This is a genomic window from Pseudomonas sp. UTLPPB19802, assembly GCF_059730225.1.
Genome location: NZ_AP048545.1, coordinates 6,178,515 through 6,199,843 on the forward strand (window position 1 = coordinate 6,178,515; position 21,329 = coordinate 6,199,843).

At 62.1% G+C, this 21,329-nt stretch carries 15 protein-coding genes; 4 read left to right on the plus strand and 11 right to left on the minus strand.

The genetic code is table 11. The annotated features are described in order from the left end of the window. Positions 1-31 precede the first annotated feature (31 nt). The 7 genes from AC6I6U_RS26740 to AC6I6U_RS26770 all read right to left on the minus strand — a co-directional run bounded on the left by AC6I6U_RS26740 (position 32) and on the right by AC6I6U_RS26770 (position 7,930). Positions 32-787, minus strand: coding sequence for an iron-containing redox enzyme family protein (locus tag AC6I6U_RS26740; RefSeq protein ID WP_497883111.1), 756 nt, complete (start codon positions 785-787; stop codon positions 32-34). Between the two features lie 82 nt (positions 788-869). Then, on the minus strand, positions 870-3,326 hold the full coding sequence (locus tag AC6I6U_RS26745; protein ID WP_497878989.1) for an EAL domain-containing protein: 2,457 nt from the start codon (positions 3,324-3,326) through the stop codon (positions 870-872). A gap of 211 nt (positions 3,327-3,537) precedes the next feature. After that, positions 3,538-5,337 carry an ABC transporter ATP-binding protein gene (locus AC6I6U_RS26750; RefSeq protein ID WP_497878990.1) on the minus strand — a complete coding sequence of 600 codons (1,800 nt, stop codon included), beginning with the start codon at positions 5,335-5,337 and terminating at the stop codon, positions 3,538-3,540. After that, the gene (locus AC6I6U_RS26755; protein WP_497883112.1) at positions 5,330-5,932 is read right to left on the minus strand and encodes a DsbA family protein; all 603 of its coding nucleotides are present in this window, start codon (positions 5,930-5,932) and stop codon (positions 5,330-5,332) included. The genes AC6I6U_RS26750 and AC6I6U_RS26755 overlap by 8 nt, the downstream gene beginning before the upstream one ends. A 36-nt stretch (positions 5,933-5,968) precedes the next feature. Further along, positions 5,969-6,907 (minus strand): oxygen-dependent tRNA uridine(34) hydroxylase TrhO, encoded by a 939-nt coding sequence (trhO, locus tag AC6I6U_RS26760; protein ID WP_497878991.1) that lies wholly within the window; start codon positions 6,905-6,907, stop codon positions 5,969-5,971. Between the two features lie 192 nt (positions 6,908-7,099). Next, positions 7,100-7,396, minus strand: coding sequence for a BolA family protein (locus AC6I6U_RS26765; RefSeq protein ID WP_497878992.1), 297 nt, complete (start codon positions 7,394-7,396; stop codon positions 7,100-7,102). 12 nt (positions 7,397-7,408) lie between these two features. After that, on the minus strand, positions 7,409-7,930 hold the full coding sequence (locus AC6I6U_RS26770; protein ID WP_497878993.1) for a DUF2059 domain-containing protein: 522 nt from the start codon (positions 7,928-7,930) through the stop codon (positions 7,409-7,411). Positions 7,931-8,135: 205 nt separating this feature from the next. On the opposite strand from AC6I6U_RS26770, the gene AC6I6U_RS26775 reads away from it, so the two are divergent. Further along, positions 8,136-9,530: a class II fumarate hydratase gene (locus AC6I6U_RS26775; RefSeq protein ID WP_497878994.1), complete on the plus strand. Its 1,395-nt coding sequence runs from the start codon at positions 8,136-8,138 to the stop codon at positions 9,528-9,530. Between the two features lie 192 nt (positions 9,531-9,722). On the opposite strand, the gene AC6I6U_RS26780 is transcribed toward AC6I6U_RS26775, so the two are convergent. Next, positions 9,723-10,676: a DMT family transporter gene (locus tag AC6I6U_RS26780; protein ID WP_497878995.1), complete on the minus strand. Its 954-nt coding sequence runs from the start codon at positions 10,674-10,676 to the stop codon at positions 9,723-9,725. Between the two features lie 18 nt (positions 10,677-10,694). Between AC6I6U_RS26780 and AC6I6U_RS26785 the strand changes: the two genes are divergently transcribed. Together AC6I6U_RS26785 and AC6I6U_RS26790 are read left to right on the plus strand one after the other, a co-directional pair. Further along, positions 10,695-10,859 carry a hypothetical protein gene (locus AC6I6U_RS26785; protein WP_497878996.1) on the plus strand — a complete coding sequence of 55 codons (165 nt, stop codon included), beginning with the start codon at positions 10,695-10,697 and terminating at the stop codon, positions 10,857-10,859. 28 nt (positions 10,860-10,887) lie between these two features. Beyond that, on the plus strand, positions 10,888-11,091 hold the full coding sequence (locus AC6I6U_RS26790; RefSeq protein ID WP_497878997.1) for a DUF6316 family protein: 204 nt from the start codon (positions 10,888-10,890) through the stop codon (positions 11,089-11,091). 143 nt (positions 11,092-11,234) lie between these two features. On the opposite strand, the gene AC6I6U_RS26795 is transcribed toward AC6I6U_RS26790, so the two are convergent. Next, the gene (locus tag AC6I6U_RS26795; RefSeq protein ID WP_497878998.1) at positions 11,235-12,419 is read right to left on the minus strand and encodes a thiolase family protein; all 1,185 of its coding nucleotides are present in this window, start codon (positions 12,417-12,419) and stop codon (positions 11,235-11,237) included. A gap of 102 nt (positions 12,420-12,521) precedes the next feature. Further along, on the minus strand, positions 12,522-14,051 hold the full coding sequence (gene pap, locus AC6I6U_RS26800) for a polyphosphate:AMP phosphotransferase (protein ID WP_497878999.1): 1,530 nt from the start codon (positions 14,049-14,051) through the stop codon (positions 12,522-12,524). A 139-nt stretch (positions 14,052-14,190) separates the two neighbouring features. Here pap and mnmC point away from each other — a divergent pair, with 139 nt between their 5' ends. Next, positions 14,191-16,191: a bifunctional tRNA (5-methylaminomethyl-2-thiouridine)(34)-methyltransferase MnmC2/FAD-dependent 5-carboxymethylaminomethyl-2-thiouridine(34) oxidoreductase MnmC1 gene (gene mnmC, locus AC6I6U_RS26805; protein ID WP_497879000.1), complete on the plus strand. Its 2,001-nt coding sequence runs from the start codon at positions 14,191-14,193 to the stop codon at positions 16,189-16,191. Between the two features lies 1 nt (position 16,192). Here the strand turns inward: mnmC and AC6I6U_RS26810 are convergent, their stop codons facing one another. After that, the gene (locus AC6I6U_RS26810; protein ID WP_497879001.1) at positions 16,193-21,058 is read right to left on the minus strand and encodes an NEL-type E3 ubiquitin ligase domain-containing protein; all 4,866 of its coding nucleotides are present in this window, start codon (positions 21,056-21,058) and stop codon (positions 16,193-16,195) included. Positions 21,059-21,329: the final 271 nt, after the last annotated feature.

Here is a 21,329-nt window from a genome sequence, read left to right on the forward strand (position 1 = left end):
GCGGCAATGATCCCGCAGTGCTCCCGATGACTCAACTGTCGGCGAGTTCGGCCACGCGCTCACGGGCCGATGGAGCCTTTTCCAGTTGCATGCAGCGCTCCAGGAACAGGTACATGTAGTCGTAGCTCTTGCAGATGGCCTGGCGCAATTCGACCTGCAGCGCCTTGCTCGGATTCATCCCCGCCAGGGTACAGACGATTTCCAATGCTTCCCATGGGTGGGCATCGTCGTACTGGGCATGCATCTTCAGCCACTTCATCGCGCGCTTGCGCTCTTCCTCGGGAAACGCCGCCGCATAAACGCCGGTCGAGCAGACCAGCGCCGACCACTCGCCCGTAGCCCCCTCGATGGCATAGTTGGTCGCCGCGACCGCCACCACCAGCGAGTCCGCCGAACTGGTATGCCAGCACCAGTGACTCAGGGCATGCAGCTCGGGAGGCACCTGCTGTGCCTGCAACTCCTCGAGCGTGACGCCGTGGGCGCGACTCCAGTGCACCCAGTAGTCGGCATGGTTCAGTTCCACGCGAATGTTGCGCATCAGCCAGCGGCGCGCCATGTCCTCCCCAGGATGGCGGGCAAAGCGGGTCTTGGTGAGATTCTGCGCCATGTACAACGCAAACTGTTCAACGACCGGCCAGCCGCCAATCAAGTACTGGCGCATGGTTTTCGCGCTCAGCTTGTTGTCCCGCATGCGCTGGTAAAGTTCGTGCTCGACAACGCGGCGCTTGCTCTCGCTACAGTCCCGAATGAGCTGCTGCGCCCATGCCGGATAGCTGGCGGCTTCCATAAGCGGGCCGGTTCTGCTGAATGTGTCGATCACTGTTGAGCTCCTTTCCTTTTGAGTGGTGATTGTGCAGACCTGGAAGCTTTCAGCGGAACGTGCCGGGCGCCTTGAACAACAGCGGGCGAGATCGGGCGGGACGCCGCAGCAGACTGTCGCTGGTGAACAGTTGCGGGCGTTCGATCAGATAGCCCTGCGCGTAGTCGACACCGATCTCCTGCAATGCCTGCTCGATCTGTGGCGTCTCGACAAACTCTGCAATGGTTCGCTTGCCCATTACATGCCCGATGTGGTTGATCACTTCGACCATGGCGCGGTTAATCGGGTCGTCCAGCATATCCTTTACAAAACTTCCATCGATCTTCAGGAAGTCTACAGGCAAATGTTTGAGATAAGCGAATGAAGACATACCCGCACAGAAGTCGTCCAGGGAGAACTGGCAACCCAACCCCTTGAGTTCATTGATAAAGCGAATCGCGCTCCCCAGATTGGAGATGGCGCTGGTCTCGGTGATTTCAAAACAGATCAGACTCGGCGACACACCATGCAATGCAAATTGTTCGTGAAGGAAACCGAGGAAATCCTCGTCACCAATGGTCGTGCCTGACAGATTGATCGCACACATGGCCATCTGCTCCTGACGCCCCAGGGCACTGCACTCGGCAATCACCTTGAACACATTCTGCACCACCCAGCGGTCCAGTTGACTCATCAGGCCATAGCGCTCGGCAGCCGGAATAAAGCTGTCGGGGAGGATCATTCGGCCAGCCTCATCATGCAGGCGCAGCAGGATCTCTACATGACCACCTGCATGATCGGTCTGATCCAGCGGGGAAATTTCCTGCGAATACAGGCAAAAACGGTTTTCTTCCAGGGCCATGTGCAGGCGCTGGACCCACGCCATCTCGCCAAATCGCAGGGACAACTCGGAGTCGTCGGCGTGATACACCTGAATCCGGTTACGACCTTTTTCCTTGGCCATGTAGCAGGCCATATCGGCGGCACGCAGGCAGGATTCAAGGGTCGCGGACGGCTGCAGATGAACCAGACCGATACTGACCGTGGTGACAAAGGGCCGCCCTTTCCAGACAAAGTGCAGGTTCTGCACAGTCTGCCGTAAGTTTTCCGCTATCTTTTCGGCCGCTTCTGAAGGGCAATTCTCTAGCAGAATTCCGAATTCATCCCCACCCAGCCGCGCCAGGGTATCGCCCTCGCGCAAGCCAGACTGCAGCAGCGCGCAAATGTGTCGCAGCAGTTCATCACCAGCGGCATGCCCACAGGTGTCATTGACCAGCTTGAACTGGTCGAGATCGAGGAACATCAGCACATGCCGGGCCTGCTGGCGCACCAGGTTGTGCAGCGCCTGTTCCAGGCGATATTCGAATTCGCGCCGGTTGGCCAGACCGGTCAGTGCGTCATGGGTGGCCTGCCAGGAAAGATTGGCGATGTATTGCCGCTCCTGGGTCATGTCATGCAGCACCAGCACCGCGCCACCGACCTTGCCGGCATTACGGATCGGCGCCCCGACCAACGCCACCGACACCGTACTGCCATCCAGCCGCTGGATCAGCTTGGAATGCTCGCTACCACCGCCCAGTTGCCCGCTGAGGATGTGTTCGATCAGCGTGAAGCCCTCGTCCTGGGCGTTTTCATCGAGCAGGTTGAACAGCGCCGACAACGGCAAGCCATAAGCCTGGCTGGCCTTCCAGTGGGTCAATTGCTCCGCGGCGGGGTTCATGTAGACGATGGCCCCACCGACATCGGTGGTGATCACGCCATCGCCAATGGATTCCAGGGTGATCTGCGCCCGCTCCTTCTCCACCTGCAGCGCATCGGCAAAGGCATGGCGCTGGGCCAACAGCTTGTGGGTGCGTAGCAAGGCAAGAATGATCAGCACCAGCGCGGTGGTGACGTTCGTGGCCAGCAGCAGGCGCAAAATCACCCGCGAACCTTCACCCAGGGCATCAGAGAACGCTTTCGCCGCCGGCGTAACGCCGTCGTTGATGGCGAGAATGTGGTTTTTCCAGCGCTGGATATCGGCGGCCGTCGCCCGGTTGGCGGAAATCGACTGGTGCATCTGCCGGGCAACCTCATCCAGTTGCACCAGATAGCTGTCTCCCACCGCCCACTTCTCGATCGCCCGCTCAAGGTAACTGAAGTGGCGGAAATTCAGGTACAACCAGATGATGCTGGAGACATCGTCAGGATGGTTGCCACCCTGCAGGATGCCCTGGCGGGCCACCTCCAGGTCCGGCTTTGGCGCATCCAGGGCAATGCGCAATTCATGCCCGCCCTGGGGCACGGCAATTGCCTGCTGGTACTTGAGGAAAATCGCCTCGTCGCGACTGTCGGCATAGAGATTGAGGTAATAGATCGCGTCCTTCTGGCCCTTGGACCAGAGGCTCTCGCCAGCGACATAACCGCGCACGGCCGAGAGCACATAGAGACTGAGGCATCCGAGCAATGCCTGGAACAGGACGACGGCGATAAACGGCCAGACAATGCCCAAAAGCCGTGGCGTTCCGAGAGTCTGCTTGCGCTTCATGAGTACCCTTGCACCAGTACAGCCGGATGAACAGCCGAGAGATTTTCGCCCCTGAAAGCACAGCCTAGGCTAATTTCCAAAAACTCGGACGGATTGTTGGGTCGCTCAAGATCGGTGCTTTTGGCCAGGTACGCGACCATATCGGGAAAAACTCATTTCTTGTAATTAATTCAATTACTAAGCACAGAAAATAGAGTCAAACTCAAGAGCGTCAAATTTTTTGCAGATGACCATACAGCTTCGCATACAGGCCACCGTCGGCAATCAGTTGCTGGTGGTCGCCATCCTCGACAATTCGCCCGCCATCGAACACCAGCACCCGGTCCGCCTGTTTCACGGCCGACAGCCGATGCGCAATGATCAGCGTGGTACGCCCGCTGAGAAAACGCCCCAGGGCCTGATGCAGGTTGTACTCGGTTGCCGCATCCAGCGCCGAGGTGGCCTCGTCGAGGATCACCACCTTGGGCTCCGCCAACACCATTCGCGCGATGGCCAGGCGTTGCCGCTGGCCCCCGGACAGGCGCACGCCGGAACGCCCGACAATGCTGTCCAGGCCCTGTGGCAGGCTGCGGATGGTGTCCTCCAACTGGGCGATGTCCAGCGCGCGCCAACAGGCCTCGTCGCTGCGTTCGCGGCCCATGGTGAGATTGGCACGCACCGTGTCATTGAACAGGGCCGGGTGCTGCAGTACCACGGCGACATTCTCGCGCACAGTTTCCAGGCCGATCTCGGCCTGGGTCGAACCGCCAAAACGGATCGTGCCGGATTGCGGCACATAGAGCCCGAGCAGCAGCTGCACCAAGGTGCTTTTGCCGCCACCGCTGGCCCCGACGATCGCCACCTTTTCACCGGGTGCGATGGACAGGTCGAACTGATCGAGAACCGGCTCCTCGGCATAGGCAAAACTCAGGCCACGCACCTCGATACCGACCGTCTCGCGCCCGACGAAGGGATCGACGCCTCCCGGATACGAGGGTTCGTCGGCCCGCGCCAGCAACTCGTTGATTCGCGTCAGCGCGCCGCCCGCGGCGTAGTAGGCGTATTGCAGGTTCAGCAACTGCTCCACCGGGCCGATCATGAACCACAGGTAACTGAACACCGCGAGCATCTGGCCGATCGACAGGTCCGAGAACAGCACGGTGAGCATCGCCGCCGCCCGAAAGATATCGATGCCGAACTGGAACAGCAAACCGCTGGCCCGTCCCGATGCATCGCTTTTCCACTGCGAGGCCACGGCATAGTCGCGCACTTCCCGTGCCCGCTGGCCGAGGCGACCGAGGAAAAAGCCCTGGCGATTGCCGGCGCGCACTTCCTGGATGGCATCGAGGGTTTCCGTCAACGCCTGGGTAAAGCGCGACGTGCTGTCGTTCTCCAGTTTCTTCAGGTGCTTGACGCGCTTGCCCAACTGCACCGTGAAATAGATCACCAGCGGGTTGAACAACAGGATCAGCAGTGCCAGCTTCCAGTGCATCCAGACCAGGATGGCGGAGGTGCCGAGCAGCGTCAGCATCGCCACCAGGAACCGGCTGAGGGTTTCGCCAACAAACTTGTCGAGCGTATCCAGATCGGTGACCAGGTGCGTGGTCACCGTGCCACTGCCCAGGCTCTCGTACTCGCCGAGGGAGATCCGCTTCAGGCGCTCGATCAGGCGGCTGCGAATGCGGTAGACGATGTCCTTGGCGAGGCCGGCGAACAACCGGGCCTGCACGACGTTGAACAACAATGCCGAGCAGCGCAGGCACAGGGTGACCAGCAGCATCAGGCCAATGTAGCCGACCGCCGTCTGCCAGGTTCCGGGCAACAGGTGATTCATCACCTGCAGCGCGGCATCACCGTGCTTGAGCAGCACTTCATCCACCAACAGGGGCAGCAGCAACGGAATGGGCACGCTGCACAAGGTCGCCAGCACCGCCACCGAGTTGGCAGTCCACAAGGCTTTTCGGTGTTGCAGTGCCAGGCGGCGGATTTGCGCCCAGCTCAGGCGGTCGTGCGAGGATGCCGGCTCAGGCACAGGCCGCGCGCTCCAGCCAACGACCGAGCAGCGGTGACAGCTCGGAAAGCGGCTGGTAGCCATTGGTCAGCAGCGCCAGCTGGCCATTGCGTTCGGCCAGGAGAGTCGGGAAGCCGGCGATGCCCAGGTCCTGGACCCAGGTGAAATCGGCGGAAGTGGCCTTATGCTGCTCGGCAGTGTCGAAGGCGCCAGCGAACTCGATGCGCGGCAGACCGGCCTTTTCCGCCAGTTCCACCAGCACCGAGGCCTGCGTGACATCACGCCCTTCGGCATAAAACGCCTTCTGGATCAGCCCCACCAGGGTCCATGCGCAGTCCGGCGCCAGGCTGCGCGCGGTGATCACCGCGCGGCAGGCAGGCTCGGTGTCATAGACGAAACCGTCCGGCAAGGCACCGTCGAGCTTGAACGGCTGGCCAGTGGTCTCGGTGACCGCCTGCCAGTGCTCCAGGATGTAGCGCCGGGTGGTGGGTTCCAGCGCGGCCCCGCTACCGGTGCGCAATCCCCCCATCACCAGGTGCAACTCGACACCCGCTGCCTGCGCCTGCCTGACCAGCGCCTCGGCCACCGGGGCGAAGCCCCAGCACCAGGAGCACATCGGATCCATCACATAGAGCAGGCGTGCGGACATGGTTCAGCCCTCGGAAGCTTGACGGTAGTTATAGCCGATAGGATGCGGTTGGTTGCGGGCCTTGGCCAGTTCGATCTGCTTCTGCCGGTCGATGGCGCTGCGACGGGTCTTCTCGCTCAGCGAGTCCCAGCAATGCGGGCAACTGATACCCGGCACATAGTGCTCCGATGCACGCTCTTCGACGCTGACTGGCGTGCGGCAGGCGTGACACTGGTCGTAATCACCTTCACTGAGGTCATGACGTACCGTCACACGATTGTCGAACACGAAGCAGTCGCCACGCCACTGGCTTTCCTCCTGGGGCACCTCTTCGAGGTACTTGAGGATGCCGCCCTTGAGGTGATAGACCTCTTCGAAGCCCTCGCCGAGCATGTAGCTCGAAGCCTTTTCGCAACGAATGCCGCCGGTGCAGAACATCGCGACCTTCTTGTGCCTGGCCGGGTCGAAGTTGGCCTTGATGTAGTCGGGGAACTCGCGAAAGCTGGTGGTCTTGGGGTCGATGGCGCCTTCGAAGGTGCCGATCGACACTTCGTAATCGTTGCGGGTATCGATCAGCAAGACTTCCGGATCGGTGATCAGGGCATTCCAGTCCTGCGGCTCGACATAAGTGCCAACCTTCTTGTTCGGGTCCACGCCTTCGACGCCGAGAGTGACGATTTCCTTCTTCAGCTTGACCTTGGTCCGATAGAACGGCTGCTCGTCGCAGTAGGATTCCTTGTGATCCAGATCCACCATGCGCGGATCGTTCTTCAGCCAGGCCAGCAGGCCATCGATGCCTTCACGGCTACCGGAAACGGTACCGTTGATGCCTTCTTCGGCAATCAGCAGCGTGCCCTTGATACCGTTGGCGAGCATCGCCTGCAACAGTGGCTCGCGCAGGGCAACGTAATCCTCGAGGGTGACGAACTTGTACAGTGCCGCCACGACGACAGGTTGGGTCATGGGTATTTCTCTCCAGGTGGCTGCCCTCGCAAAGGGCGAACCGGATGCAAAAAAAACGCGCCGACAGAGCGGCGCGTTGCGGATTCTAGCAAAAGGCGATCTCAGGGTCTGTACAAAAACTCACCGAGCGGCAATCAGGCAAGCCTGTTTTCAAGGCAACATGATCGCCGCGCAGGCAGTTTTGTGCAGGGCCTAGTGCCCTCCGCCGGCGCAGGTCGGCGATGCCGGTGCCGCGCCGATTTTCACCCATTCTTCAGGGGTGTAGGTATGCAGGGCCAACGCATGGAACTGCCCCATCAGGTCACCCAGGGTGGCGTAGACCTTCTGGTGGCGCTTGACGCTGTTCAACCCGGCGAACTGCTCGCTGACCAGCACCGCCTTGAAGTGGGTCTGCAACCCACGGCTGTGCATGTGGCTTTCATCCAGTACTTGCAGGTGCTCGGGGTGCAGCGCGCCCAGGGCGGTCTCGATACGTTGTTGCATGCTCATTCCAGGCCCCGCTTACTTCTTCTTGGCCGGAGCGGCAGGCTTGGCTGGCGCCAGCTCGTTGGTCATGTCTTCCAGCAGCTTGTTGACCACTGGCACCGCGCTTTCCAGCTTGGCCTGGGTCATCTGGGCCGATTGCTGGGTCAGTTGCGGCATTTTCTCCAGGACTTTCTTGCCCAGCGGCGACTGGTAGAACGCTACCAGGTCCTTGAGCTCCGACTCGCTGAAGTTGCTGGTGTAGAGCTTGACCATGTCCGGCTTGAGCTTGTCCCAGCCGATCGCCTTGTCCAGGGCGGCGTTGGCCTTGGCCTGGTAGGTATCGAGCAGCGGTTTTTTCGAATCTGGCGCCTGGGTCTGGGCAAAGCGCTGGGCGAACATCTGCTGCACTTGTGCGTAGACCGGGGTTCCGAGCTTGTCGGCGTGGGCCAGCGTCAGGAAAGCTTCGGCACTGGCGTTGTGGCTGGCGGTATCGGCGAAAACCTGGCCGCTGGCGCATACCAAAGCAACCGCGGTACAGAGGGCACGAAGACGGGTCATCGAGTTTCCTTTCTAGCAGGCGAGGTAAAACCCCAAGAACGCCCATTCTGCGCCTAACAAAGTGTGTCACTCAACCCCGACACCGATTGTGACAGTTTCAAGTCCCCTGCACCGGCAAAAACCTGTATGGGGAACCTGGCCGGCAGATCAGGGCCTAAACTCCAGTAATCAGTCATTTTCAGTCATGTAAGGAAGAGCGTGTCCGATGAGCCGTATCGAAACCGACAGTCTTGGCCAGGTGAATGTCCCGGAAGAAGCCTACTGGGGTGCACAGACCCAACGTTCGCTGATCAACTTCGCCATCGGCAACGAAAAGATGCCGCTGGCCGTGATGCACGCCCTGGCACTGATCAAGAAGGCCGCGGCCCGGGTCAATGACCGCAACGGCGACCTGCCCGCCGATATCGCCCGGTTGATCGAACAGGCGGCCGACGAAGTGCTCGCCGGTGAACACGACGACCAGTTCCCACTGGCAGTCTGGCAGACCGGCAGCGGCACCCAGAGCAACATGAACGCCAACGAGGTCATAGCCGGGCGCGCCAACGAACTCGCCGGCAAGGGCCGTGGCGGCAAGTCGCCAGTGCACCCGAACGACCACGTCAACCGTTCGCAAAGCTCCAATGACTGCTTCCCCACCGCCATGCACATTGCCGCTGTCCAGGCCGTGCACCGGCAACTGCTGCCGGCAATCGCCGAACTGTCCGGCGGTCTTGCCGAACTGGCCGCCCGCCATATGAAACTGGTCAAGACCGGGCGTACCCACATGATGGATGCCACGCCGATCACCTTCGGCCAGGAAGTTTCCGCGTTCATCGCCCAACTCGACTATGCCGAACGGGCGATTCGCGCGGCCTTGCCGGCGGTCTGCGAGCTGGCGCAGGGCGGCACGGCGGTGGGTACCGGACTCAATGCACCGCATGGTTTCTCCGAGGCGATCGCTGCGGAAATCGCCGCCCTGGCCGGTTTGCCGTTCGTCAGTGCACCGAACAAGTTCGCCGCCCTGGCCGGCCATGAACCGCTGACCAGCCTGTCCGGGGCGCTCAAGACCCTCGCCGTGGCCCTGATGAAAATCGCCAACGATCTGCGCCTGCTAGGTTCCGGCCCTCGTGCCGGATTCGCCGAGGTCAAGCTGCCGGCCAATGAACCGGGCAGTTCGATCATGCCCGGCAAGGTCAACCCCACCCAGTGCGAGGCCCTGTCGATGCTGGCCTGCCAGGTCCTGGGCAACGACGTGACCATCGGTTTCGCAGCAAGCCAGGGCCACCTGCAACTGAACGTCTACAAGCCGGTGATCATTCACAACCTGCTGCAGTCGATTCAACTGTTGGCGGATGGCTGCAGCAACTTCCAGGCGCATTGCATCGCTGGCCTGGAACCCGACCCGCAGCAAATGGCCGCGCACCTGGAGCGTGGACTGATGCTGGTCACCGCGCTGAACCCGCATATCGGCTACGACAAGGCAGCGGAAATCGCCAAGAAGGCCTACGCCGAGAACCTCACTCTGCGCGAGTCTGCGCTGCAACTGGGTTATCTCACCGACGAAGAGTTCGACGCCTGGGTCCGCCCGGAGAACATGCTGGAATCGGGCAAGAACGGCTGATGGGGTGCCTGCCCCTAGCAAGCCGAGACAGATAACGTGTTGTGGCGAGCGGGCTTGCCCGCGCTCGACTGCAGGGCAGTCGCAGAACCTGTAATCGCGGTGTATCTGATATATCGCGCAACCAGGCTTTGGGCCGCCTTGCGGCCCAGCGCGGGCAAGCCCGCTCGCCACGGGGTTAACCGCTCAAACCCATCATGCCAATCGTGCACGCCGGGCCTTGAGCCCGGCAATCAGCGAGGGCCCCAGGGCCACCAGCGCCGAACCCAGCACCACCAGCAGCGCCCCGCCATAACCCAGGCCATTGATGTCTTCGGCATGCACGTAGTCTGGCCAGATCCAGGCGGCCACGGCCACCGAACCGAAGGTCACCAGCGGCGTGATCGCCAGGGTCGCACTGACCCGTGAAGCTTCCCAGTGCGCCAGCGCTTCGGCAAACGCACCATAGGCCACCAGGGTATTCAGGCAACAGCCCAACAATAGCCAACCCTGCAGTGGGCTCAATTGCAGTATCTCCGCCGGACGCGCCCAGGGGGTCAGCAACAAGGCACAGGAAAGGTAGATCACCATCATCACCTGCAACGAGTTCCAGGCCGTCAGCAGCTGTTTCTGGCTCAGGGCATAGAAGGTCCAGACCGTCGAGGCCAGCAACACCAGCAGCACCCCGGCGGTGTAGTTGCCCAGGGAAGTCAGCAGCTCCTCCAGGCGCTGGTTGAAGAACAGCCCGAAGCCCACCAACAGCACCGCCAGCCCGACCCCCTGGCCCAGGCTGAAGCGCTCCTTGAACACGAAGAGGCTGGCGATCAACAGGAAAATCGGCCCCATCTGCACCACCAATTGCGCAGTGCCGGGGCTCAGGAGATTGAGGCCCATCAGGTACAACACGTAGTTGCCCACCAGCCCGAACACCGCCAGCAGCACCAGCCAGCCACCCTGTGGCCCCAACGCGCGCCAGCTTGGCAACCGCTTGCTGAGCGCCAGGTAGAAAAACAGAAAACCACCGGAAACCATCAACCGACACCAGGTCACGCTGACCGGGTCCATCACCTGCAACACCTGCTTGAGCTTGATCGGCAGGATGCCCCAGAGCACAGCGGTGAGCAGGGCGAGAAACAGCCCGTAGCCCCAACGGCCGGATGAAATATGCATGGAAAGTCCCGTGGGGCGATGGATTCGAGCCGCCATTCTAAGCCGCTCGCCGCCCGCTCTACAGCCGCCCTGCCGATTAAAAACGACATCGAACGACGCTCGAACGTCGCCAATAAATTGGCTTTAGCCGTTGATCGAAGAATCGGGCAGCGTATCTGCGCAGGATTTATGATGTTTATCTGACACCCCACCCACTCTGGAGCTTTTCTCCATGTTCGGCAAGCGCGCCCAGGACAGCACCGAGGCCACGCATTTTCGCAGTGACCGCGTCAGTGCTATCAATGGCCAGTATTTCTTCAGCACCCGGGAAAACACCCTGGAAGGACCCTTTTTCAGCCGGGCCGATGCAGAGCGGGGAAGCCAGCTGTACATCAAGCGCATGCAGCTGGCGCAGGATATTCGGGATTTTCTCTGATTTCTATGTGGGGGCCGGCTTGCTGGCGATAGCGATATAGCTTACGCCACATAAGGTGCTGGACGGCCGCCCCAGGCGAATCGCCAGCAAGCCGGCTCCCACAAGGGCGGCGTCGTACACCGATCAAAGGCAAGACAGAACAATCAGCGCACGGCTTCGAACAGCCCCGTAGCGCCCATCCCGCCACCCACGCACATGGTCACGATGCCGTAGCGCAGGTTGCGCCGCTGCAACTCACGGACAAGGTGCCCGACCTGGCGTGAACCGGTCATGCCGAATGGGTGACCAATGGAAATCGAACCGCCATTGACGTTGTACTTGCCGTTGTCGATCTCCAGCCGGTCGCGGCTGTACAGGCACTGCGAAGCAAAGGCTTCGTTGAGTTCCCACAGGTCGATATCCGCCACGCTCAGCCCCTTGGCCTTGAGCAGCCGGGGTACCGAGAACACCGGCCCGATGCCCATTTCATCCGGCTCGCAACCGGCCACGGTGAAACCACGGAAGAACGCCTTGGGCTTGAGCCCCAGCGCCAGGGCCCGCTCCAGGCTCATGACCAGGGTCATCGAGGCGCCATCGGACAGTTGCGAGGAGTTGCCCGCCGTCACCGAACCATCCTCGGCAAACACCGGCTTCAGGCCGGCCAGGCTTTCCAGGGTGGTATCCGGCCGGTTGCAATCATCCCGATCGACCACCCCCTGCAACTGCTGGATCTGCCCACTGGCCTTGTCCTCGACCGCGTAGGTCACCGTCATCGGCACGATCTCGTCGGCGAACAGCCCGGCCGCCTGGGCCGCAGCGGTGCGCTGCTGGCTTTGCAGAGCGTAGAGATCCTGCTGCTCGCGGCTGACCTGGTAACGCCGGGCAACGATTTCCGCGGTCTGCCCCATGGGGAAGTAGATGCCCGGCACCTGCTCCTTGAGCAGCGGGTTGATCAGGTTATCGGTATTGACGCTTTTCAGCGTCAGGCTGATGGACTCGACACCCCCGGCGACGATGATGTCACTGCAACCGGAAGCAATCTGGTTGGCCGCAATGGCGATCGCCTGCAGGCCCGAGGAACAGAAGCGGTTGAGGGTCATGCCCGCCGTGCCGGTACCGAGTTGCGACAGTACGGCCACGTTGCGCCCGATGTTGTAGCCCTGCGCGCCTTCGTTGGAGCCGGCGCCGACAATACAGTCCTCGACCGCGGCCGGGTCGATACCGTTGCGTGCCAACAGGGCATTGACGCAGTGGGCGGCCATGTCATCGGGCCGGGTCTGGTTGAACTTGCCGCGAAACGATTTGGCCAGGCCGGTACGCACGCTATCGACGATCACCACTTCACGCATGGGACACCTCATTGTCATTGTCGGTCCAGGAAAGCCTGAGCATAGGCTCGACTGATCCGGAACCGCGATGATCATTCACTGGGCGTATGCGTGGTCATCGTCCTACTTCGTCTTCTTGCCCTTCTTGTCTTTCCTATCCTTCTTGTCATGCTGGGCGAAGGCCGCCTCGATCGCCTGGTTGAGGGTGCGCAGTACCTTGACCCGGGCCCAGCGCTTGTCGTTGGCCTCCACCAGGGTCCAGGGGGAAATCTCGGTACTGGTGCGGTCAACCATGTCGCCCACCGCAGTGCGGTAAACATCCCACTTGTCGCGGTTGCGCCAGTCGTCCTCGGTGATCTTGAAACGCTTGAAGGGGATGTCCTCGCGCTGCTGAAACCGTTCCAACTGGGTCTCTTTGTCGATGGCCAGCCAGAACTTGACCACGATCACACCGGCATCACTCAACTGCTCCTCGAAGTCGTTGATCTCGCCGTAGGCGCGCATCCAGTCGTCGATACTGCAAAAGCCCTCGACCCGCTCCACCAGCACCCGGCCGTACCACGAGCGGTCGAACACGGTGAACTTGCCGCGTTCCGGAATCTGTCGCCAGAAGCGCCACAGATAGGGCTGGGCGCGCTCGTCCTCGCTCGGTGCGGCAATCGGCACGATGTTGTACTGACGCGGATCGAGGGCCGCCGCCACACGCCGGATGGCCCCGCCTTTGCCCGCCGCATCGTTGCCCTCGAACACCGCGACGAGGGCGTGCCTGCGCATGCGCTTGTCGCGCATCAGGCCCGACAGGCGTGCCTGTTCGGTGATCAGTTGCTCCTCGTAGTCGGACTTCTCCAGCGCCAGGCTCATGTCCAGGCTGTCGAGCAGGCTCATCTGGTCGACAGCCGGCGGCAGCGGCGCGACATTCCCCGGCACCGACTTGGTCTGGGAGTTCCGCAGCGCCGCCTGCAGGCCTTCGAGCAGAATCTTGCCCACCGTCAGGCTGCGGTAGTGCGGGTCCGCGCCCTCGATCACATGCCAGGGCGCGTAGTCGCGACTGGTCCGACGCAGCACCCGCTCGCCGAAATGCACGAAGGTGTCGTAGGTCTCCGACTGCTGCCAGTCCAACGGACTGATACGCCAGCTGTGCAGTGGGTCATCCTTGAGGGCCTTGAGCCGGGCCTTCATCTGTTTCTTGGAAAGATGGAACCAGAACTTGAAGATCAGTGCGCCTTCGTCGCAGAGCATTTTCTCCAGGCGCTCGGCCCCGGCAATGGCCTGGTCCAGCACCGCATCCTTGAACAGGCCGTGCACCCGCCCCTGCAGCATCTGGCTGTACCAGTTACCGAAGAATACCCCCATCCGGCCCTTGGCCGGCAGCAGGCGCCAATAGCGCCACGCTGGCGGATGGGCCAGTTCCTCGTCGCTCTGCTGGTCGAAGGTGCGCACCTCGATCAACCGCGGGTCCATCCACTCGTTGAGCAACTTGACGGTCTCGCCCTTGCCGGCGCCCTCGATGCCATTGATCAGCACGATCACCGGGAAACGCTTCTGCTGCTGCAATTCGAACTGGGCTTCGAGCAGGGCTTCGCGTAACGCAGGGACTTCAGCTTCGAAGGTTTCTTTGTCGATGGCGTGACCGATTTCAGCGGATTCGAACATGGAGGGCTCCTTCCAGAATTGAGCAAGGTTAACGGATCGGACCACGGCGTGGGTCACGAAGTCCCTCGCATTTGTCGTGGATCAATCCCATCCCGGCCAATCGGCTAGAATGGCCGACTGTCTGCCGATGAGTTGCTCCATGAACCGCGTACCACCGCATGCCCAGATCGACTGGGACGACCAGGGACGGCCCCGCTCCCGGGCATTCGATGATGTGTACTTTTCCGATGGCTCGGGCCTTGAGGAAACCCGTTACGTCTTCATCGAACAGAATCGCCTGAAAGAGCGGTTCGAGGCCCTGCCACCCGGTGGCCGACTGGTGATCGGCGAAACCGGCTTCGGCACCGGGCTGAACTTTCTCTGCGCCTGGCAACTGTTCGAGCAGTATGCGCCGGCGGATGCACGGCTGCATTTCGTCAGCGTGGAGAAATACCCGCTGAGCCACGCCGACCTGCAACGCGCCCTGGCGCTCTGGCCGGAGCTGGCGCCCTTCGCCACGGCCCTGCTCAAGCAGTATGTGGCCATCCACCAGGGGTTCCAGCGCCTGCTGCTGGACAACGCACGTGTCAGCCTGACCCTGCTGGTCGGCGATGCACTGGAGCAGTTGCCGCAGCTGGATGCCCGGGTCGATGCCTGGTTCCTCGATGGTTTCGCCCCGGCGAAGAACCCCGAGATGTGGAGCCCCGAGCTGTTCGCCGAGCTGGCGCGACTGGCGGCGCCCGGCTCGACCATCAGCACCTTCACCAGCACCGGCTGGGTGCGGCGCTCGCTGAACGCGGCCGGCTTCAAGATGAAACGCACACCAGGCATCGGCCATAAATGGGAAGTCCTGCGCGGCGAGTTCATCGGCTGGCCCGAGGACGTGCCGGCGCCAGCGGCAACGCGGCCCTGGTTTGCCTACCCCGGACAGGTTGCCGGGGAGCGGCGGGCCTTGGTCGTCGGCGGCGGCCTGGCCGGTTGCGCCAGTGCCGCGAGCCTGGCCGCACGGGGCTGGCAGGTGACACTGCTGGAGCGTCGCGACGCCCTGGCGCAGGAGGCCTCGGGCAATCCGCAGGGGGTGCTCTACCTCAAGCTGTCAGCCCATGGTACGGCACTGTCACAACTGATCCTCAGCGGTTTCGGGCATACCCGGCGTCTGCTCGAACACTTGCACAAGGGCCTCGACTGGGACGGGTGTGGCGTCCTGCAATTGGCGTTCGATGAGAAAGAGGCCGAACGCCAGGCACAGTTGGCGGCGGCCTTCAGCCCCGACCTGCTGCATCGGCTGGAGCGCGAAGCGGCGCAAGCGCAAGCCGGTGTCGCTCTGGAACATGGCGGACTGTTCTTCCCCGAGGGCGGCTGGGTGCATCCACCGGCGCTGTGTGGCTGGCAGGCCAGCCATCCGCTGATCGACGTCCGCCCCCACAGCGACGCTCTTGAACTGCGCCGGGTCGACGGCCAGTGGCAGGCCTGGGATGCCGAGACGCTGCTGGCCAGCGCCCCGGTGGCGATCCTGGCCGGCGCCGCCGAGGTGAAACGCTTCGCCGCCGCCGCGCAACTGCCACTCAAGCGCATTCGTGGGCAAATCACCCGCCTGGAGCAGACCACCGACAGCAGCGCCCTGCGGACAGTGGTCTGCGCCGAGGGTTACGTGGCCCCGGCCCGCCTCGGCGAACATACCCTGGGCGCCAGCTTCGACTTCAACAGCGAGGACCTGACCCCGACCACCGCCGAACACCTTGGCAACCTGGCGCTGCTGGAAGAAATTTCCGTCGACCTGTCCCGGCGTCTGCACGCCGCCGAGCAGGATCCGCAACAGTTGCAGGGCCGGGCGGCCTACCGCTGCACCAGCCCGGACTACCTGCCGATCATCGGCCCCCTGGCCGACGCCGTTCAATTCGCCGACACCTACGGGGTATTGGCCAAGGACGCACGCCAGGTACCGCAACTGCCCTGCCCCTGGCTCGACGGCCTGTACATCAACAGCGGCCACGGTTCACGCGGCCTGATCACCGCACCGCTGTCGGGCGAACTGCTCGCGGCCTGGCTGGAAAACGAGCCGCTGCCGCTACCACGCGCGGTCGCCGAAGCCTGTCACCCGAACCGCTTCGCCTGGCGCGCCCTCACGCGGGGCAAGGCACGGCCCGGCAACGGCGGTTGAATCAGGTGCCGGGCGATGGCGCGGGATGCTTCTCCAACTCATCAAGGGTCAACCTGGCCAGAAACCGCTGCTCCTCGAACTTGCGGGTGTCCATCAGGGTCGACAGTCGCCGGAAGTACTTCTCGCTGAGCATGTCGGGGGACTCGCGCAACATCACTTCTTCCTGGTCATGGAACGGCTGGTTGAAACGGGAAAACTCGCGCGGATGCTGTTTTTTCAGGTACTCGACCCAGAAGTCGCGGCCAGCGATGAATGCCGTCAGGCTCGGCGTCTGCTCTGCCGCCAGGATACGCCGTTGCGCGGCCTGTAGCTGTGCCTCGGAAACCTGGGCGAGAGAAGTGAACACCATGTCCTTGGGCTGCCCGGGCAAATGCATCAGGCGTCCCAGGCCGACCCGGTAAGCCAGGTTCACCTCGACTTCGTCGGGCAGACGGCTCGAAGATACCTCCGGCTTGTCCGCCAGATCCCGCACATGCTCACGCGCAATGGCATCGATCTGTTCCAACCGAAACAGGCCCCGTGCCAACTTGAGCAACTGGTTCGGTTCTTCACCCTGTGTCGCCAGTGCCCGGGCCTTGGCCTGTAGCACACGGACTTCCAGATGGCTGAAATTCTGCGCCGCGCTGTCGACACAGGTCATCGGATTGGCCGTCAGGTCAAACAACTCGCGACGCAACGCACCATCCTCGGCCGCCGCCTCCAACACCTCCCAGACCCGCCGCACGAGGTCGGCGCGGGTCCTGAGATAATCCGCACTGCCGCTCAGGCGTCCGAGCAGATCGAACAGTTCCTGGCTGCCCGGTTCATGCCAGAGGCTCTGCCACAGGGATTGCAGGCGACTACGTCGCTGACCCTCGATATCGGTCAACCAGCGCAGGCGCGAACTGTACTCATCCAGCGCCAGTTCGGACTCGGGTATGCCAAAGGCGATGCCGGTACGCAAGCGGTAGGCAGCCAAAGGGCTCTGGTTGGCCCGTCCCAGTGGATTGTTACGCAGGATGATGCGTCGGGTGATCGGTGACGGCGCGTTGTAGAGCTCACCGGGCAATAACTGGATCAGATTGCCACGCAGGTCCGCCACCGACAGGCTGGTGCGCGTCAACAACCCCGTCGGCAAATGTTCGATGCCGGTACCGCGCAACAGCAGGCGCCGCAGATGCGGCAACCGACCGACATCCAGCAGGCCGACATCGTGATTGCCATTCAGATTCAGGACCTCCAGTTGGCGCAGCGCCGTAATCCGACCTACCGAATCCTGGTCGAGGACGATGCGGTTATCCTGCAGGTGCAGCTCTCGTAGCTCGCTCATCTGGGCAATGTCCACCGGCAGCGATTCCAGGCGGTTGTTGCCCAATTCAAGCTTGCGCAGCTTGGGAAAACGCTTGAGAAAGCCGGTAGGAATCGTGTTCAGGTCCATGCTTTTCAGCGACAATTCGGTGACATGTTCGAAACTGATCGCCGGCGGCAGATCAGGCAGACTCGCGACCCGCAATCCCTCCAGGCTCAGGCCATGACCTATCGCCACGCCGTTGTCGTCGTAGGTCCTGGGGGTTTGCCGGCGCCAGCAACGTTCGAGGATCTGGGCCGCCTGTTTGCGATTTTCCTGCATGCTGCCGAACCAGATATAGCGCTGCAGTGGCACGACGTAACCACCGTGCCAGCTATTCAATGCCGAACACAACTGTTCAAGCTCCAGTTCCAGCGAGCGGAGCCGGTTGCGTACCAGCGCCGAGTCGTCGCCCAGCAACATCAGGAACGCCCGTGCGTCGGCCTCACAGAAATCGGGATATAACTGGGTCACTCGGCGCAGGCTGCGCCGGGTCGCCTCCACCCCACCGCGCCTGACACGCGTGCATTCGGACAGAGGGGCACGTCGCCAAAGACTCGACGAGTGGCCGGGCTTTCTCGGCGCCAGGCCGAGCGCCTCCTCCCGTGCAGCCTGCGGGCGTGCCATGGCTGCCTTGATCAGTAATCCGTGCAACCGGCCCTCCTCCCCCAACCGGATTCCCATGGCCATGCGCTCACCCACACTCAGCGTGTTCAACACGACGGCACTCAGCGCATCGGTTGCGCAGACCTGCTCGCCAAGCTGCCGGCCGGCCCCGTCGAATGCCTGATATCCCTGTCGGGTGCCGACCAGTATCCGTCGCCTGGTCAAGTCGGCCTTGCCGACCTCAGCCAGCAACGGGCCGTCGACACTATCCTGGCGTACCTCCAGGCGCAGATCAGCGGGCCAACCCGGCAGACTTTCGAGCAGGGGCACCTGCAACCTCGCGGTATCCGGACTGTTTGCCGAGCGCAGGAAGCCGCCCTCCAGGGCCCGATCAACGCGGATTTCGCGGACGATGTCGTTGACGTCCTCAACCAGTTGCAAGGGCAGGCGCGCACTCGTCAACAGCCGGTTTCGCACCTCCACGGCGGACTGTGCGACAGCGTCGCGCAAAACCACGTCCGGCAACTCGGGGAAGCGTTGGCGCAAACTCCCCGGAACACCACTGTCAGACAGCCAGCGCAAGCGATAGAGCCGCTCGAACAGAGCCTGGCGATGTTTACCGACATGGGCCTGCAACGCTTGCTCCAGTCGGGCCACCTCTTCACCTGGCCGCACTGACGCCCCGAACAGCGCCGACCATCTCGAACGGCCCAATTCATCGATGATCACCTGCAAGCCGCCTGCATCGAGCGCCGTGGCCGAGACTTTCATCGGCGACGGTCGCGAAGTCAGGTCCGCGCCATACTCATGGATCAAGGCGCCGGAGGCATCCATCAGGCTGATCGTGCCACTACGGGGCCAACCCGGTAGATCCGGCAGGATGTGCAGTTTCAAATCCAGCAGGGCACGGGCCGCCGCCGGTGGCGCTTCGGCAGGAGCGGCCAACCAGCTCAATTCGCGGTCCAATCGAAAACGCCGAATCGAATCGAGCAGCGGTGCAGGGATGCCCCCTCGGTCCATGTGCAAGCGGCGCAACGACGGTTCATCGAGCCGATGGATCGCCAGGACCCGCTCGACATCCTCATCCGTCAACAATGTGAGTTCCGGCCCCAATCGGCGCATCAGGTAGAGCTGTCCCTGCCATTGCGGCGGCCATTCATGGGCCAGTCTCCAGCCGCCGGCGCCGTTATGTTCCAGCAACGGCTCGTAGGCCGATTCACGGCTGCGATGGCGCAGCCGCCAGCCTCCGACAGCTTCATCCCGATAGGCGTGATATGGCCGCCCGGCAATCGCCAGGTAACGATGCCCGTCATCGGTGGCACCGCCGCGGTAGAAGCCCTGGCTATCCGGCTCGTGCAAACTGAAACGCGGCTCGTCATGCACATAGGGCTCAAGACTTGGCTGCCATAACCGGTAGCGCCCATCGCTCGAACGCACCGGCACCAATTCATCGAAGAATGCCGATTGCCGCTCAAGCAGGTTGCCGATCACCCGACCACCCACGTGCAGGGCGGCCCCTGTGGCGAGCATGGTTGCGATGTCCTCGACCACCGATAGCACGTGGGCGATTGCCTCGTCGTGGTGACCCTGCTGCCAATCCTGATACCCCTCGTACATTTCAGCCAACAGCTCGCCCACGGCCACCCCCATCATCAACAGGCCGACCCACGGATTGGCGAAGGCGACCAGGTTGAGTATGGTCATCCCTGCCCCCAGCCGGGCCTGGTAACTGGCGGTACGTGCAGCCTGATCGACATCCTCGGTCGGCACTGCCACCTTGCGGGCGTCATCCTGCAGGCGCTCCACCTGCTGTCGATAGAGTCGGGAAAACAATCCGTCGTTGATTGCCACGCACTTCAACTGCAGGTCGGCTTGCGGGTCCGGCTCGGTGCCGCGCTTGCCATCGGCACCCGGGGCTGGCCGGGCCAGGCGCTTGCGCAATGCTCCGAGAAAGGCCGGTAATTCGCCTTGACCGACCAGGCTGCAAAAAAAAGCTTCGTACGCCGGTTCCCACAGACGCTGGCACAACTCGGCGCGAAAGACCTCGAGCGAGGGATAGTGCTTGAAGCGACTGACCGGATCATTGGGCACATGCACCAACAGCCCGCGATCGGCTCCCGCCCCCTCGCCCGTCGGCCCAGCCTGCAGAGTAAACACGCGGACTGCCGATAACGTGACCCCAAGCATTCGCAACTCGTTGACCTGGATCCGCGAACCATCAGTGGCCACGCGGGTATTGGATTCGATCAGTGCGCAAAGCTGTTGATAGGCGCCATCATCGATATCCTTCTTCATGCAGGCGATACAGCCGTCCACCAGCAGGTCAGCCTTTCGCTGCTGCGTCATGGCAAATTCGATCCGCTGCCCGTCTTCGTCCGCCTTCTGCTCCTGTCGGGAAGGCAGATGAAAGACATCGCAGAGATGCTGTTGATAAAGCCCTCCGAGGTCCAGTTCACGTACCAGCGAGACCAATGCCGCCGGAGTGAATGCCGACCTCGGCCCGCCAGATAGGCTGATATGCGACTGCGGAGGAAACTCTTCATCGGCCTCGAAATTCTGCAGGGCCGCTTCCAGCAGGGTATGGCGGGTGAACATCATCGGAAAGGTAGCCGAAGGCCCGAAAGGCCTGGGAAGATCCGGCCAGCGATCGGCAACGAACAACACATCCCTGTGCATATCCAGCCCTGCCCCGAATCGCTTGAGCAGGGCCTGCTCGAGTAAAGGCTCGCAGAACTCGCGAACCGGCTTGAGCGCCTTGAGCCGTAGCGACACTTCGGTCTTGAACAGCTGGCTATCGCGCATGTATTCGCCCAATTGCCGGATGTTCTCCGTCTTCGCCTGCAACAGCCAGGCGGGGGCATTGGCCCTGACCACTTCTTCATTTTCGCTGTACTCGTCAGGTGCAGGTGGCACTGGCGGGGTAACTGCCGACATTTCCAAGGTCCTCGTCATCCATGTCCTTGGAGGGTATCAATCCGCAGCGGCATAAATAGCTCGAAAAACTGTTGTATATCAGCGACTTGGATCGTAAAAACAGACCACTCGCATACCCCGCTGATACCGTTTTTCGGCAACACCCGCCACTGCGGCTCCATGCCGGGAGCCATGCTCGGCGAATTGCTTATAACGGATCGATATAAAACTCCCCTGCCCGCAACGAGTCAGTTTCCTAGTCACCCTCCCCAACGGAAAACCGGTAAGGACT